This is a genomic window from Cohnella sp. WQ 127256 (genome assembly GCF_024519285.1).
Taxonomy (GTDB): Bacteria; Bacillota; Bacilli; order Paenibacillales; family Paenibacillaceae; genus Cohnella.
In genome coordinates this window covers 290,340-306,625 of record NZ_JAMZCY010000008.1, presented here as the reverse complement: position 1 = coordinate 306,625, position 16,286 = coordinate 290,340, and the positions used below count along the sequence as shown (strand labels likewise).

Annotated in this window: 17 protein-coding genes; 5 read left to right on the top strand and 12 right to left on the bottom strand. The window is 45.0% G+C overall.

Going from position 1 to position 16,286, the window contains the following annotated elements; all coding sequences use genetic code 11:
• Positions 1-3: 3 nt before the first annotated feature.
• The gene (locus M1K58_RS22925) at positions 4-1,185 is read right to left on the bottom strand and encodes a galactokinase (protein WP_256761215.1); all 1,182 of its coding nucleotides are present in this window, start codon (positions 1,183-1,185) and stop codon (positions 4-6) included.
• 179 nt (positions 1,186-1,364) lie between these two features.
• On the opposite strand from M1K58_RS22925, the gene M1K58_RS22920 reads away from it, so the two are divergent.
• The gene (locus tag M1K58_RS22920; protein ID WP_256761214.1) at positions 1,365-2,252 is read left to right on the top strand and encodes an AraC family transcriptional regulator; all 888 of its coding nucleotides are present in this window, start codon (positions 1,365-1,367) and stop codon (positions 2,250-2,252) included.
• A gap of 33 nt (positions 2,253-2,285) precedes the next feature.
• On the opposite strand, the gene M1K58_RS22915 is transcribed toward M1K58_RS22920, so the two are convergent.
• Complete coding sequence (locus tag M1K58_RS22915; RefSeq protein WP_256761213.1) at positions 2,286-3,266, bottom strand: glycosyltransferase family 2 protein; 981 nt, start codon at positions 3,264-3,266, stop codon at positions 2,286-2,288.
• Between the two features lie 20 nt (positions 3,267-3,286).
• Positions 3,287-5,119 carry a phospholipid carrier-dependent glycosyltransferase gene (locus M1K58_RS22910; RefSeq protein WP_256761212.1) on the bottom strand — a complete coding sequence of 611 codons (1,833 nt, stop codon included), beginning with the start codon at positions 5,117-5,119 and terminating at the stop codon, positions 3,287-3,289.
• Between the two features lie 119 nt (positions 5,120-5,238).
• Between M1K58_RS22910 and M1K58_RS22905 the strand changes: the two genes are divergently transcribed.
• The 3 genes from M1K58_RS22905 (at position 5,239) to M1K58_RS22895 (ending at position 6,697) form a co-directional block, all read left to right on the top strand.
• Positions 5,239-5,553 carry a YtxH domain-containing protein gene (locus M1K58_RS22905; protein ID WP_256761211.1) on the top strand — a complete coding sequence of 105 codons (315 nt, stop codon included), beginning with the start codon at positions 5,239-5,241 and terminating at the stop codon, positions 5,551-5,553.
• Complete coding sequence (locus M1K58_RS22900) at positions 5,550-5,783, top strand: hypothetical protein (RefSeq protein WP_256761210.1); 234 nt, start codon at positions 5,550-5,552, stop codon at positions 5,781-5,783. Before M1K58_RS22905 ends, M1K58_RS22900 begins: the two co-directional genes overlap by 4 nt.
• A gap of 236 nt (positions 5,784-6,019) precedes the next feature.
• Positions 6,020-6,697 (top strand): DNA-binding response regulator, encoded by a 678-nt coding sequence (locus tag M1K58_RS22895; RefSeq protein ID WP_256761209.1) that lies wholly within the window; start codon positions 6,020-6,022, stop codon positions 6,695-6,697.
• 154 nt (positions 6,698-6,851) lie between these two features.
• On the opposite strand, the gene M1K58_RS22890 is transcribed toward M1K58_RS22895, so the two are convergent.
• From M1K58_RS22890 to M1K58_RS22875, 4 genes are all read right to left on the bottom strand, one after another.
• Positions 6,852-7,181, bottom strand: coding sequence for a hypothetical protein (locus M1K58_RS22890; RefSeq protein WP_256761208.1), 330 nt, complete (start codon positions 7,179-7,181; stop codon positions 6,852-6,854).
• Positions 7,182-7,268: 87 nt separating this feature from the next.
• Complete coding sequence (locus tag M1K58_RS22885) at positions 7,269-8,045, bottom strand: sigma-70 family RNA polymerase sigma factor (RefSeq protein ID WP_256761207.1); 777 nt, start codon at positions 8,043-8,045, stop codon at positions 7,269-7,271.
• A complete protein-coding gene (rsbW, locus tag M1K58_RS22880) occupies positions 8,042-8,482 on the bottom strand; it encodes an anti-sigma B factor RsbW (RefSeq protein WP_256761206.1) in 441 nt (146 codons plus the stop codon). Before rsbW ends, M1K58_RS22885 begins: the two co-directional genes overlap by 4 nt.
• 31 nt (positions 8,483-8,513) lie before the next feature.
• Positions 8,514-8,834, bottom strand: a complete 321-nt coding sequence (locus M1K58_RS22875; protein ID WP_256761205.1) for an STAS domain-containing protein — start codon at positions 8,832-8,834, stop codon at positions 8,514-8,516.
• 224 nt (positions 8,835-9,058) lie between these two features.
• Between M1K58_RS22875 and M1K58_RS22870 the strand changes: the two genes are divergently transcribed.
• On the top strand, positions 9,059-10,270 hold the full coding sequence (locus tag M1K58_RS22870) for an NAD(P)/FAD-dependent oxidoreductase (RefSeq protein WP_256761204.1): 1,212 nt from the start codon (positions 9,059-9,061) through the stop codon (positions 10,268-10,270).
• A 14-nt stretch (positions 10,271-10,284) separates the two neighbouring features.
• On the opposite strand, the gene M1K58_RS22865 is transcribed toward M1K58_RS22870, so the two are convergent.
• From M1K58_RS22865 to M1K58_RS22845, 5 genes are all read right to left on the bottom strand, one after another.
• On the bottom strand, positions 10,285-11,130 hold the full coding sequence (locus tag M1K58_RS22865) for a CheR family methyltransferase (RefSeq protein ID WP_256761203.1): 846 nt from the start codon (positions 11,128-11,130) through the stop codon (positions 10,285-10,287).
• Complete coding sequence (locus M1K58_RS22860) at positions 11,127-14,072, bottom strand: response regulator (RefSeq protein WP_256761202.1); 2,946 nt, start codon at positions 14,070-14,072, stop codon at positions 11,127-11,129. The genes M1K58_RS22865 and M1K58_RS22860 overlap by 4 nt, the downstream gene beginning before the upstream one ends.
• Positions 14,069-15,229, bottom strand: a complete 1,161-nt coding sequence (locus tag M1K58_RS22855) for a SpoIIE family protein phosphatase (RefSeq protein WP_256761201.1) — start codon at positions 15,227-15,229, stop codon at positions 14,069-14,071. The genes M1K58_RS22860 and M1K58_RS22855 overlap by 4 nt, the downstream gene beginning before the upstream one ends.
• 115 nt (positions 15,230-15,344) lie before the next feature.
• A complete protein-coding gene (locus tag M1K58_RS22850; RefSeq protein WP_256761200.1) occupies positions 15,345-15,668 on the bottom strand; it encodes a YflT domain-containing protein in 324 nt (107 codons plus the stop codon).
• An 80-nt stretch (positions 15,669-15,748) separates the two neighbouring features.
• On the bottom strand, positions 15,749-16,285 hold the full coding sequence (locus M1K58_RS22845) for a hypothetical protein (protein ID WP_256761199.1): 537 nt from the start codon (positions 16,283-16,285) through the stop codon (positions 15,749-15,751).
• Position 16,286: the final 1 nt, after the last annotated feature.

Genomic DNA, 16,286 nt, shown 5'->3' with positions numbered 1-16,286 from the left:
GGCTTACGCCTCCTCTTTGATTTGGTGAACACCATCACCGATATCGCATACATAGAACGCAGGTGTAAGACCTGTTGCTGCTTCGTATTGTTTACCCACATCTGCAATAAATTTCTCTACGGAATCTTGATGTACCAGCGATACTGTGCAGCCTCCGAAGCCTGCACCTGTCATACGTGAGCCTAGGACACCCGGCACAGAACGTGCTGCGTCTACCATCGTATCTAGCTCGACTCCTGTCACTTCGTACAGATCGCGAAGTGAATCATGTGAGGCGTTCATCAGCTTCCCAAATGCTTCTAGATCGTTATTAGTTAACACTTCCATTGAACGTCCAACACGATGAATTTCTTCTACGACGTGGCGAGCACGGCGGCGAACAGTTTCATCCTGGATAAGGTGTTCGTTCGCCTCATACTGCTCCAGCGTCAATTGACCAAGTAATGTGAGCTCAGGGAAGGCTTGCTTTAGATCTTGAACGGCCTGATCGCATTGCGAACGGCGTTCGTTATATTTGGAATCTACTAATCCGCGGCGCTTGTTCGTATTTCCAATGACGAGCTTGTATTCGCCAGATTCGAAAGGAACTAATTCGTACTTCAAGGTATCACAATCCAACAGAATCGCATGGTCTTTACGACCGTTAGCAACTGCAAACTGATCCATAATTCCGCATTTCACACCGATAAATTCATTTTCTGCATGCTGAGACCACAGCGCAATTTGCACCGTATCCGTTGGTTTACCCTCCATAGAGAGTAGGGCGAATGCCGTGACAACTTCAATGGAAGCCGACGAGGATAATCCCGCACCATTCGGAATCTCGCCATGAAACAGGAAGCTATACCCTTGGCTCAGGTCGATCCCTCTTTGCTTCAGTTCCCATACGACACCCTTCGGATAGTTCGCCCAGTCATCCTCTTCAGCAAAAGTCACATTTTCAAGCGGAATTTCCTTCATTAAAGGAAAGTTGGTCGAAGCAAATCCGAGCTTACGATCATTCCTTGGAGCGATAAGCAGCGTCGTACCGAATGTAAGAGCCGCCGGAAATACCGAACCGCCATTATAATCGGTATGCTCGCCTATCAGATTTACACGGCCAGGTGCATGAAAGACCATAATATCAGCTTCTATACCACCAAATCTCTGAACGAAATCCTGTTTCAACTCCATAAGCTGTGTCATCTAGAAAATCAACTCTCCTTAGTATATCGTTGTATGATCCTATTATAACGAAACTTACTCTGTTAACGAAATGGATTGATATGCTTTCCATATGGAGAAATGTGACTTTTGAATAATATTTCAATCTTGAAAATGTTATAATTTAAGGATCAGGCTTAGCTTATTAGGGGGAATCGTGTGTGAGCAACAATACAACCTATCAAGTCGTTTCCAATCCCGTCAGCTTACACACCCGAGAGCTGACCGTCCTGTTCGCGGGTGAAAGTCAAACAAAGCCGCAGCATCATATTGGGCCTAAAGTTGTCGATTATTATTTACTCCATCATGTGATATCGGGAAAAGGTACATTTCGAATGGGGGACATTACCGCGGAGCTTGCGGCAGGGGATAGCTTTCTCATTCCACCTGGGCAACTGTTTCACTATGTATCTGACGAGGAAGCTCCCTGGTTCTATCGTTGGGTCGCTTTTACAGGTACACAAGCACAAACTCTTGTCACTGAGGCTGGGCTTAGCTTGGAATACCCGATCGTGAACTCTGGGGTTAATACTACGCCTGGTGAGCAGTGTCTTGCTATCTTCGAAGCCTTTCGTGCACGAGGCAGCTCAGCATCCCTATTAGCATCTGGTCATCTCCACCTGTTGCTCGCAAGTCTACATGAAACTACGGCAGAGATCACACAATCTCCAATCCGACCGGATTCACATAGCGATGAACTGGTGAGGCAAGTTATCAGTTACTTGTCAACACAATACGCAGAGCCAGTAACGATTGAAGTAATGGCAGAGACTCTAGGCTATAACAGAGCTTATTTGTCTCGCTTGTTCAAACAGCATACGAGCCTCTCACCTGTCACTTTTCTCACTAAGCTAAGGGTTGATCACGGCAGAAGATTACTGCGCGAGCGGCCTGAATTAACCGTCGAACAGATCGCTTCCTCCGTCGGATTCCTTGACGCGCTCTATTTCTCCAAGCAATTCCGTCGTTGGTACAATCAATCCCCGACGGATTACCGAATATCCGTCGGGAAGCCAATAACCACATCCAGCATGCTACGGCTTCCTTAGCATCCATCAATATTGATTTCAGTACACCTATTTCTATTTGGTGATTGCTTCTCGTTCCCGAGAAGGCTCGGCACTCGTGGAGAAGTTAACGGCTTCAGCGACGAGATATAATGGACGTCCCTTCGATTCCTCGTAGGTTCGTCCAATATACTCCCCAAGTACGCCCAACAGCGACAAGGTGATCCCGTGAAATAATAAGCTAATCGCAATCATCGAAGTCCAGCCTTGGGTTGTTGTATCTGTGAATATCCGCTGGTACAGCACGATGAATAAATAGACAAAGCCGACAGCAGACAATACAAATCCGAGGATGCTCGCAATCTTGAGAGGTCTCGTGGAGAAGGAGGTCATCGCGTCTAGTGACAGCCTGATCATTTTGCGAAGCGGATATTTGGTCTCCCCAGCAAACCGCTCATCACGTACGTAATCGACTGAAGTTTGCTTGAAGCCCGCCCAACTGACCATTCCGCGAATAAAACGGCTGCGCTCTCTCATTGACGTGAGAGCATCGCATACTTTACGATCCATCAAACGGAAATCTCCAGTATCTACTGGAATATTCACAGACGTCATCGAACGAAGCAACCGATAAAACATCGCCGCGGTGAACTTCTTGAACCACGACTCCCCTTTGCGATCGATCCGCTTCCCATAGACAACATCATAACCTTCACGCCACCGGGCCACCATATCGGTAATAAGCTCCGGTGGGTCTTGTAAATCTGCATCGATTAACACAACGGTTCTCCCGCTAGAATGGTCCATTCCTGCAGTTACCGCGATCTGATGACCGAAATTGCGAGAAAAATCAACGAGTTTTACCGTATGATCCACTGCGCATATTCCTCTAACAATGTGAGTGGTTTTATCCCTACTGCCGTCGTTGACGAATACGATTTCGTACGTTTCACCAAGCTTATCAAGAACCACCTTTAGGCGGTTGTAAGTCACTTCAATAACCTCTTCCTCGTTGTACATGGGGACAACAACGGAAAGAAAACATGTTTGTTGCACGAACTAGTCTCCCCCTTTTTTTAGAAGCCCCAGCTAGGCAGCCATCTTATCGCAATATTCATCCATTCGCGGCTAATTGTCATTCCCGTATAGATTGGGTAAAACCAGACGAATAACACAGCAGCAACACTCATGAACAGAATCGTAAACCGACGACCATTGCGACTTCTTTCCTCGAACCAGCGAAGCATCCACACTATGGATAAGATAAGCAGCGGTACCATCGGAAAATAATGATAGAGGAACGTAACGCTACGAGGGGCAACCATCCACGGGACATAGAAGGATAAGTAAGCAACTCCTAACGTCAGTACGATCCGATCCCTCCGCCTCCAACCAAGCCACCATGAGGCGAGCAATGCCAACAGGCCTCCCCACCAGATCAATGGGTTACCGATAGCTGCAATACTTTGTGCATCGCCAGGCTCAAGGTCCTTACCACCGTAATACCAAACAGGTCTTATCATTAACGGCCATGTGTACCACTTAGAGCCATACGGATGCTTTTCCTTGACCCCTTCATGGTAGTGATACATGTTTTCCTGATATTTCCATAAATCCTTATAACTATCTTCCGCTTTGGTCGCTTTAATGAAAGGCTCATAAGAGGCTGTATAAATGCCAACAGGCACAGCTACGAACAGAATCACACATGCCATGAGCGTGAGAACGATACGCCGACCATAGTCGTAATCCCCATCTCTCCGCCCTTCTTTCCAACGGCGAACAAGTGCGAATACTAACAAGATCGCTAGTCCCGCTCCTCCATACAAGTAGTTCCATTTAACAGCTGCTGCTGCCCCGAAAAATACACCACTTAGTGCGAGATATCCGAAGCTGCGCCGGAATCCCCCGTTTCGCCATGCGGTTTCACCATATCGATACATCCCATAGAACATGATGATCGTAAAGGTAACCCCAATAATGTCAATGTTCGAAGACCGCGAATGTACAAGATGGAAGCCCTCAAGCACGAGTAACAATGCCGCGAGAAAGGCGTATCTTGTCCGCTGGAACATCCCTTTTGCGACCGCATAAAGTATCGGTACCATCAGGGTTCCAACCACGCCGGCCATAAAGCGCCAACCGTATGGGGTCATGTCGAATATTTTCACGCCGATGGCCAGAATCACTTTACCTAGTGGTGGATGTGTATTCTCATACGGCTCCATCAACTCGATAAATTCGTATGCCGTACGTCCATGATAAATCTCGTCAAAATACATCCCATTGCGATAATCCGGACGGTAAGGTGCGAACTGCTGCTCGTCAAAAACCTCAGCGCCGGTACCTTCTGAAGTTAGCGAATTCTCACTATTGAGCTGAATATCCGCGATCGTTATCGGAACAGTATTTCCTTTTGTAAAAAACGCTGCTTCATATAGTCTATAACCGGTTTTTTCCGTCGTAAACCGCATATAACGCGCTTCAAGCGATTTCTCATCCAGCTTCCAGGTAAACACACGATTTGTTGAGTGCTCAACCTCTAAATAGGGTTCCCAAATTTGGCCATCTTTCGACGCCTCGATTTTGGTATTTCCTTTAGCACCTGGACCTTCATACAAGTTTATACGATCGACTTGCTGTAGCTTTCCGAAATCTACAGTGAAGTTATCTCCTACTTTATTCGGCATCCAGAAAGATTGCGGTGCCGTGCGGTTCCCAAGATCAGTAAAGGTCAATAATCCAGATAATACAGTTAATAAAATGACTAAAACGATATCTAGCGGTGACCACCGCCGATCCTCCTGGCTACGAACGGAAGATGTCCCCCATTGCAGCGGACCAGATCTGCTCATTTCAATAGAATCCATGTCGTCCTCACTTTCGCCTGCTTTCGCCAGCTTGTCCATATTATTTCCTGTTCCTATTGTAGTCGAAAGCGAAGCTTTCTGGAAAGGGTGCGTTTCAAAATGTCTGATTCGGGTAATTTCTGAGTATGGACGCATTGAATAATGAGGAGGAATAACAAATGGCAAATACACGCGGAACAATAAAAGGTGCATTAATTGGTGGAGTTGTTGGAGCTACAGCTGCTCTTCTACTGGCTCCAAAATCAGGACGCGAACTACGTGGTGATATCCGAGATCGCTATAGCTCCGTTCAGGATCGTACAAAGCAAATGCTATCCGAAGCAGGCAACAAGACACAAGAGATGGCCAAGCAGGTTAGTCATCAAGCCTCGGAGATAATGGACAAGACCCGGTCCGCTATTTCTACTGCTAAAGAAGAAGTACAATCCTGGAAGGATGAGAAGAAGTCTGAATTAAAGGATGGTGCATCATGAAATCTAAACCAAATGGTACCGACAACACCGAGTCACAGATTTATTCCCCAGAACTAGGCGATCGAGTACCTTCGACTCCTATCCCATCCAAGCCAATCGAGATCGCCCAAAACGGCTCTATGGTGCAGGATTTTGCTGATATGAAGCGGTTAGGTCATGATATGGATCGCATAAAAACGGAGCAGCAGCTAAATGAAGAAGGACTTGTTAACGATCCTATTCAATATTGAGGTGGATGGGCTTGTCGTTGTATTGATTTTAGAAAATAGGGATTAGCGATTCGAATCTTTGTTAGAAACCTCTTGCTGAATTGGAAAATTCATAATAATTTATGCGTATAAATATAGCTTTATCACGGTCGTGAAGAACACGCCATCCATCCGGATTATTCCGGCTTGGGTGGCTTTTGTTTTTTAAATCCACTAGCAGAGGTGCTGAGATGATAAATGCTAGCAAAGAGGTTCAAATGACTGATGAATTAAAGCAGGCATATGACACTTGGATGGACAGAGTTCGTTCAACGAGTAAAGGTGAACGCAAGAGAAGATTAACTAACATTAACAATCATGCAGAAAAAATGTTTATTAAGCAGGTTTGGTGGCCAGCTTTCGAGCATTTTAATAACTTACACGCCGAGTATGAGATCAGAGACTTCAAAGATGGCTGGAGATATCTTGATTTTGCTTATATAACAGAAGGGTTTAAGATCTGTATTGAGATCGATAGCTTTGGCACTCATTGGCGCGATGTAAATAGATCACAATTTGCAGACCATCTTATGCGCCAGAACCACTTGATCATTGATGGATGGTATGTTTTACGATTCTCCTATGATGACATCTTGGAGAAGCCCTGTGTCTGCCAGCAACTTATTCAACAGCTTATAGGCAAGCTGGGGATTTCTAGCATGTATATTGAGCTGCAATTATGTCCAACTGAGTCTGCTATTATTCATCTTGCCACTTCACTATCCACACCCATCACACCAAAATTCGCCGCAATTACACTGGGCTTGCACCGGGATACCATTGTTAAACACATCACTAATCTTACTGAAAAAGAATTATTAATTCCCACTCGGACGGATGTCAAACGGATTTGTAGCTATAGAGTGAATAAAGCTTTGCTCCATTTGCATACTTAGGGATTCTATTGTTGGTTTTTTCCGCTTTCGCGGGGGGAGGGGGGGTGCCTCGGGTGGAGACGTGTTGGGTTAGGAGCACCGATGTTGTGCACACGCCTCACACGACAAAGCCGATGTCCTTGGATCAGACATCGGCTTTGCGTTCCTGCTATACCTAAAGCTGCACTTCTTTGTCCAGCAACACTCTCATTGTATCGACTGAAATATCCTTTTCCAGAAGCTCTGGCACCGGAATAGATTTTAACCCTTCCTTATGAAAATCCGTGCCTTGTAAATGGTAGCCGTACTCTTTAATTAACGTATACATCTCACAAAACTTATCCGCTGCATCAATCGCTCTACCAACAGAAGTATAATCGGAAAGCTTGTTCCCGAAGCTGAGTGGATTAACCCGAGAGCTAATCGTTAGATGGAACCCATCTTCCTTCTCCAATACATAAATATCGCTTTCCGAACATGGGATCTGATATTTGACTGTCATCATCTCCAACTCCTTTGCGGAAATAGATACTTCTTCCGTAAGATCTATTACACAATTCCCAAGGGATTGAATCAATTAAGCAATCAATCGCTAATCGCCTTCTAGCCCCGCATCCTGGATTAATAACTTAAGCTTATCGATCGCTCGCTTCTGAATGCGGGAAATACTCATCTGCGATACCCCCATCTCATCCGCAATCGCTCGTTGTGATAGTCCTCTCTCGAACACCATCTTAAGAACATCCTGCTCATCCTGCTTCAAATGATTCATAGCCTCATCCAAATCAAGCTTCCTCTCCAGAGCAGAGAAGTCATCCACTGTTGATCCTATTAATTCACTGAGCACAGCTGCGCTATCATCTTCCGATATAGGTGTATCTAAAGAAACATAATGGTATAAGTCACGTCCAGCTAAGATCTCGAGGGTTTCCTCCGTATCTAGCTCAAGATATTGGGCGATTTCTTCAACATTCGGGGAGCGCTCTAACGTACTCATCAGTTCATCAATCGCCCGCTGAACGAGAAGACCCTTTTCTTTGACTCTACGAGGCACTTGAATATACCAAGATTTATCTCTTAAATAATTTTTCATATGTCCAATAATGCTCTTCATCGCATAAGGTTCGAATGGCACTCCTAATGAGGGGTCGAACTGCTTAAGTAGTCTGAACATGGACATCTGCCCAACCTGGAAAAGGTCATCGAACAGATCTGGTCGATTACGGGATATTTTATTAGCCGCCATTTTCACCATGGGTTCATAATTGCGAATTAACTGGGACGCTAAGTCGTTGCAAAGTGTTTTTTGATATTCGAGCATGATCTCAATTGCGTCGTCGGGCAGACGCGCAGAATGGGATTGGCTCATGCAGTCTCTTCGGATTTCATCCGTTTCTTCGTTAATGTTACGACTGTACCGCCATCCTGATGCACGACCACATTATCCATTAGAGCCTGCATCAAGTAGAGTCCCAATCCGCCCGACTGGATTTCATCAATAGATTTGCCGTGTAACGAAGGAGTTTCATTGCTTTCCGCAATCCGGAATGCTCTACCGTAATCACGAACGGTTATGGAAAGCTCATCTACACTTGAATTGAACTGAACTTCGATTTCACCTTGATCCCCACCGTAAGCATGTAATACCGCGTTATTACAAGCCTCGGACACCGCTACCTTCATATCCTCGATATCTTCAAACGTAAATTTCATTTTAGTTGCTACTCCGTATAGAGTAAGCCGGACCAAGTCAACATATTCTGGGAGAGCAGGCACGGTTAGTTTAACATTTCTATCAGTTGTCATGGGGTTTCTCCTCATTCCTCTCATTGTTTGATTATTCTGCTTTAGCTAGGAAAGGGGTAACCCCTGTCATATCAAATAGCTTAAGAATATGTGTCGGTACATGCTCCACGTCAAATGATGCACTGCGAGCATGGCGGGCTTTGACGATAGAAATCAAAATACCAATCCCAGTACTATCTATGTATTTCAAATCATGAAGGTTCAAAGTCAATCTCCGATCTGTTAATTCGATGAGCGGCTCCATCGTAGTACGCATTTGTGTAGCGACCTCCAAATCAAACTCACCACTTAAAAAGACAACGGTCTGACCTTCCCTATTCTCAGTACGAAGCGTAAATTTGTTATTTGGCATAAAGATCTCTCCATTCTATTGGCTTAGATCATGATCTCTTCCTTATCTTACTCACTCTTTGTTATAACCCTATATTTCGAACATTGAAACACGATCAATCATTTTTTTCAAAAAGTTTCAGTTTTCATCGTTTGTGGTATACCTTGATATCCCTTTTCTGCATACCAGACACGTTTTTTTGGAATAGTATCTTTCATTGAATTTGGTCTGATTTGGAGGTCCACATGAGCTTACACTTCGGAAATTTACTTTGGCCTGGTACATACGCGGAGCCTGTTCACTACCCGATATTGGATAGTCACAAAAAGACCCGGGTCGTCATTATAGGTGGCGGAATGTCTGGTACCCTATGCGGTTACACCCTAGCTAAGAGTGGCATTGATACGATTCTCATCGAGCAAAATACAGTTGGTTCTGGGAGCACCTCCGCGAATACAGGAATTCTTCAGTACTCCAACGACAAGATGTTAAGTGATTTTGCCAATAGTATTGGAGAACAGAAAGCCGTTATGTTCTATAAAGCTTGCAGACAAGCTGCAGAGCACATTCATATTATCGCAGAAGGAATGAGTAGGAATGTTGACTTCAAACGTCGCAGCAGTCTATATTACGCCTCTACGCCAACTGACGTCCCAACGTTGAGACAGGAATACGAAATGCTGCACCGCAATGGCTTCGATGCGGATTGGTGGGAGGAAGATCAGATCGCCATGAACTTCCCTTTTCGCAAGGCTGCGGCAATCGTGACACGCGGAGACGGAGAAATTAATCCCTTCCTATTCGCCCAGGCTTTAACCGAAGAAGGCCATCAGAGCGGATTAGAGGTTTACGAAAAAACCGCAATGTTATCCGTCCGTCCATCTGCGGGCGGATATACCGTATCTACAAGCGGTGGAGAAATCGCAACCGAGCATGTGATCTATGCCGTCGGGTACGTTCCAGAACAAACCGGAAGACAGTGGGCTGCCCAGATTAACCGCTCCTATTCGATCGTTACTGAGCCCATGCCTTCCTTATCCGATTGGCATGAGCGCTTCCTCCTATGGGAAACCTCGCGACCTTACTTATATTTAAGAACAACCACCGACAATCGAATCATCGTCGGTGGTTTAGATGAAAATATTCGTCAGCCCGTATTGTCCCAACAGGAGCTCCATGCTCACTCCCTAAGACTGCTCTCGGAGCTTCATCATTTGTTCCCGGCTATAACACCGGAAATCCGGTACGAATGGTGTGCAACCTTCGGGGAATCCAAGGATGGATTACCTTGGCTTGGTGAGGATCCAATTCACCCAGGAATACATTATTGTTTGGCTTATGGAGGAAATGGAACAATCTACAGCATGCTAGCTGCTGAAATCTTCCGCGATCATCTACTCGGAAAATTCAATCCTATCGCTTCCATCGTCCGCCCAGATCGTGAAATCGTCCATTAATCACATTGTAAAGCTTACCGAAGCTTACGAAATATCCGGTGCTGATCGTACCTTGTTTCATATTTATCAGCCGTTGGCGTGAAGGTAATCGTTTCTTTACTGCCCACGATTAGATAGCCTTCCTGTGCCAAGCTCTCATAGAAAAGAGTATGAACCTGATCCCTTAGCAAGGTATTGAAATATATCATGACATTGCGGCACATGATGACATGAAACTCATTAAAGGAGCTATCCGTCACCAGGTTGTGCCTTGCGAAAACGATGTTTTGCCTTAGGAATGGCTTAAGCTTGACAATGCCATGCTCTGATTCATAATAATCCGAGAACGATTGCATGCCGCCTGCCATTTGATATTTCTTCGTATATTGCTTCATTTTATCAATAGGGATAAATCCATTCTGAGCTGTGTTCATCGCACTCTCGTTAATGTCTGTTGCATAAATACGAGTTCGCTCAAGTAATCCCTCTTCATGAAGCAAGATCGCCATTGAATGTACTTCCTCACCTGTAGAGCAGCCTGCATGCCAAATTCGAATATTAGGAAGCTTACGCAAATAGGGGACAACTTCTTGTCGAAAGGCAAGAAACATCTCAGGATCACGAAACATCTCTGTTACAGGAATCATGAGATCACCCAGTAGACGATGAAAAACATCACCGTTATGCATGACTCTTTCCTGGAGCGAAGAAACATTCGGTAGCCCTTCTAAGCGTATTCGATGCCAAATCCGGCGTCGAATAGAGGCATAAGAGTAATTACGAAAATCATATCCATATTTGCGATATATACCTTCCAGCAACAATCCGATCTCGATTTTCACCAATTCACTATCTTGGGTTTCCAGCTTCCCTATGCTCATCGATGCAACCACACTCTCATCAGAGATAGAAGTTGATCCGTGTTCACCGGTTTTGTAATGTAATCTGAAGCACCGGCTTCAATACATTTGTTACGGTCGTCCTTCATCGCTTTCGCCGTCAAGGCAATGACAGGAATATTTCCCCACTTCTCCGAATCTCGAATACATCTCATCGCTTCATAGCCGTCCATTTCCGGCATCATAATATCCATGAGCACCAAGTCGATATCCGGCTCCTCTTCAAGTTTTTTCAGAGCCTCCAACCCATTTTCCGCATAAACGACTTGCATCTTCCGATGCTCTAGAACATTCGATAGAGAAAATACGTTGCGAATATCATCATCTACTAACAGGATTTTCTTATTGAGGAATGCTGCTTCACGTTCCTGTTGCGATAAGCCAGAGTTCGTTTCATCCACTAACCGGTCTTGGTCTTGCAAAAGGGATTTCACCATTCGATCGGATGGCTCGCCTGGTCCCAGATTGTGTGGAGCATTGATCACTCCATCGAGAGCAACTTCCAACGATACGGCTGACTGTTCTAATGAGAAGGTCTCCTCCATCTCCTCCAAGGAAACCCCCTCCTCGGCAATACGCTCTGGTACAACGAGAGTAAAGGTGCTCCCCTTGTCTGGCTCGGTGTCTAAATAAATCCAACCTCCGAGCAAATGAGCAAGCTCCCTGCTAATCGTTAGACCCAGGCCTGTTCCCCCATATTTCCGGCTCGTTGTGCCATCTGCTTGCCGGAAAGCTTCGAAAATAAACTCACATTTATCCTGTGGGATGCCGATTCCGGTATCTGTAACTGACAGAGCTACATATTGCACACCTTCTATATTCTTATCCGATATCAATTCATGTTCATTTGGCCTACGCAATGTAAATGAGACAGATCCAGTGTCCGTGAACTTAATTGCATTGGATAGAAGATTTCGTAAAATCTGCTTCAATCTGTGCCCATCTGTCCAGATCGCCCCAGGAATATCATCAAAGCTCTCAATGCTTAATGATAAATTTTTCGATGTCGCCATCGGGGTAAACAAATGATCCAAAAATGTTGAGATATCTTCAAGAACCAGCCATTCGGGATGGATATCCATCTTCCCCGCATCCACCTTAGACAAATCCAATATTTCATCAATCATCTTTAACAGGTCGTTCCCTGACAAATGAATCGTCTGCACATATTCGCGCTGCTTATCGGTTAAATTCTCTTCTTGGTTCTCCGAGAGAAATTCAGATAAAATAAGCAGGCTGTTCAGAGGCGTCCTTAATTCATGTGACATATTCGCTAGAAATTCTGATTTGTATTTGCTGGTCAAAGCCAATTGAAGAGCTTGTCGTTCGAGCTCTGAATTCACTTCCGCGATTTGACGATTTTGAAATTCCACACGTTTAATATGCTGCTCTAAAGAGAGCGTCTTGGCCGTAAGCTCATGGTTCGTCTGCTCTAGCTCTTCCTGCTGCTGTTGTAGTCGTTGCTCTGAGTTTTTCAAATCCTGCTGCTGACTCTCAAGCTTATCATTCGTCTCTCTTAGCTCTTCCTGCTGGCAAACGAGCTCTTCCGATTGAACTTGCAATTCTTCTGTCATCGCTTGAGATTCTCTTAGAAGTTCCTCTACTCTCTGACGAGAATGAATGTTGTTAAGAATCGTCCCAAGCTTCTCGCTTAAAGAACCAAGCAGTTCCTTATGCTCAGAAGTAAATTCGGACATTGAGGCTAGCTCAACTACTCCAATCACCTTGTTGTCATATAGGATAGGTTGAATAATAAGCGATTTCGGTCCTGTCGCCCCCAGAACTGAACCGACCTTCAAGTACCCTTCAGGAACATCATCTATGATAACTGTTGTGGCATCCCGATAACATTGCCCCGTAAGGCCTTCTCCAGGACGAATCGTCAGGGGTACAGCCGGAATTCCTTCGTCCGTATTTTTTCCCAATACTGCATAAGAGCCCATTAGATCCAATTGTTCACTGCTTGTCGTCGGATCCGTTAAATATAGCAAGCCATGTGAACCACCTAGTACAGGAGTAAATTCGGAAATAAAGGATTGTGCCACAAGCTTCGCATCAGAGCCCTCTTGCAGCAGTTCCGTCACGCGAGCAATCTGGGCATTCATTCGCCCTTGTCGTTTCTGAATTTCGGACAGCATCGCTTCTCGCTCGTTCTTGACCTGGAGATCCAGGGCAATCCGCTTAAACACTTGGGCTAATTCGCCCAATTCGTCACGAGACTTAATCTCGAACCGTGCCAATCCACGAAGACGTCCTTTACCAAAACGATCGGCCATTCGTTCAAGCAAATTCAGCCCTTTCGTTATACTCGGGAAAACCCATAGGACAATCGCAAAACCGAGCAGTAACCCAACAAGAGTAAGCAAGGCTACCATTGTTACAGAACGATCATATAACTGACGGGCATCAGCCATTTCCTGCTTCAAGGCATTTTCCTGCATTTTCACAAGTGCGTCCATGGAATCGATAACTTCCCTTTGTTCAATGCGCAGCTTGTCTGTATAAAGTATTTTGGCTTCGTCTAGTTTGCCTTGATTAAGGTTTTTAATAAACTGTTGTAAAGACTGCGTATAGCTGTGTGCTGTTTTCATAATTCCATCCATTACGTCTTGTTCCGAGCTACTGAGCTCTAGCTGGGTTAGCTTCTGGAATTGTTCGTCTGCATTCGTTAACCTATCCGTAAGCTCATCTATTCCCTCTTGAGGGATATCCTTATCAATAATAATGTCGTTCAACATACGACCTGAGGAATTAATTTCTCCTCTTACGTCAAGCGCGACCGTGACTTTCTCAAAACGATTATCGTAAAAATGATTCAAGGAATGATTCATTTGACTCATTCGGATATAACCAAATGAGGTAATCCCAATCAGGAGAAGGAGTAATGAAGTAAATCCAATACTTAACTTTGTTTTAATTTTCATAGCTGGGCTCCTCCTGGATTCACTTCGATCTTAACCAAGCATCGGTCATCCGAACGACCATCAAGCGGAACGTCATTGATAAGCTGTTCCAAGATCGTCTCTTCTTTATTGACTTGATGGAGAATGGCTGATAGTTGCTCTAACTGTACTTCGTCATCCCCTTCGAAAGGACCCAGTATCCCATCCGTGAATAAATAGAGATGATCCCCAGGCAATAGGCTGACGGTACGGGTAACGATATCTAACTTATCGAACATGCCAAGCGGCGGAGAGCTCACCGTCAGCTTCTCAGGTATACTTTCTCCCGCATGATAGAGGAGTCCCGAGGGATGCCCTGCATTCGCATACTCCAATTTTCCGGATTCCAGATCAATCGCAACATAAATACCTGTGCAAAAATAATGAATGAGCTCATTCTCCCATTGAAGTCCCATTAATCTTCGGTTAAGCTCCGAAAATACCCGTTTGGGTGACCATAGTGAACGCATGGACTCCTTGAGAATAGATGCTATAAACATGCTCACAAGAGAGGAGGATATCCCGTGTCCCATGGCATCAATGACTGCGATGGCCCAACGTTTGTCATCGATTCTATGCCAAGCGTATAAATCACCTGCCAAAGCCTCCGATGCCTGAAAATAGGCATTAATCCGCACGTCAGGTTCATCTACAGAATCCGGAAGCACTGACTCTTGGACTTGGCGTGCAAGCATCAGCTCCTGCCTCATCCGAGAATCCCGCTCCTTGTGCCAATCAAGCTCTCGCTTGAGCTTGAGAGCTGAGCGTATCCTTGCCAGCATTTCAATTTTATTGATGGGTTTCGTCACGAAATCTATGGCGCCTGCATCAAGTGCCTCAGCAAGCTTTCGCGAATCCCCGATTGCTGTAACCATAATGACAGGAATATCTTTGTAGAAGACATTCGCTTTCAATCTTCGACAAGCTTCAATTCCATCCATCTCCGGCATCATTAAATCCAGTAAAATCAAATCAATAGGTTGAGATGTTCCGTCAACCCCATTGCTTTCTCCCTGCAGTAATTCAAACATTTCTTCGGCGGAGCTAGCCGCACGGAATTCATTGAAGCCTGCTCTCTTTAACATTTCTTGAATGACCATAATATTCATGGCATTGTCATCCACAATCAATAAGGCCATCTATATCTTTGTCTCCTCCATAAGTCCTTTGATAGACCACTCAAACAACAAACGCGAATAAGGAATGAGCGACGGATTTTCCGCCCTCATTCCTTATTCCCATGTGTTCTCGAGCTTAGTGTCGAGCCATGACTAGCACTTTACCCTGATCCAATTCGGTTTCGTACATATTGGCTTCATAAGGATTAAAGCCCATCGATTCAATCTTGCTGCGAAGCTCGTCACCACGGGTTCGAAACAGATTCGCTATCGAATCGAACATGCCTTCCTCAGACATACCGACCTTGTTCGTTTCCGCTACCTCCGCCAAACGATTCGTTCGATCGGTTTCATGCGCTAACACATAAATTTCCTTCTCCGTATATCCTTGGCGGTGTAAATCATTCACGAGATCAAAAGCTTCTAATCCGTTATTTACAAGTTTAGCATATGCTTTCATATTTCTCTCCTCCTCTTTCTGTTTGTCTACTTTCTATTAAACGTCTTTCTCTCTATTGAAACATGAAGTTTGTAATTACTCTAAGCGTTACAAGGATCTAGGAACAGATCTAATGAAACGAGACTTCCTCGATCATCTAAGAAAACCTTCAGTGCTTCTGCTCCATTTACAACTCCCCACCCATCCTCTGCCTCAAACTCAGGCTTACCTAAGGCTTGTCGTAAATCCTTATTTAACAGATTAATGTCGTCGCCATCGAGATTCGCTTTATTCGCGTCTGCAGTAATTTGAACGAAGGATACTTCGCCACTACAAAGCCCGACATTTTTGCCATCCCTATAGCTCCAAGTTTCGCAATCATTCTGCAGCTCATCGGTAGTAATTATGCTAGGGCTTCCCCATGTTCCCTTTACTTCACTAGCCGCATCTCCCAGTTCAACACCATTAAGCTGCCACTGCTTCGAATGGAGTACTGGATGGGGTGTCGCTGTTGGCACTACCGTTGAGGGTACAACCTTTGATGGTACTACTGGTGCTAGCGTTACCGGTGCAGCCGCTGCTGGCGCTGCTCCCCCATTAACGATTGAAGATAACAAGATCAGCCATGAGATCATCATT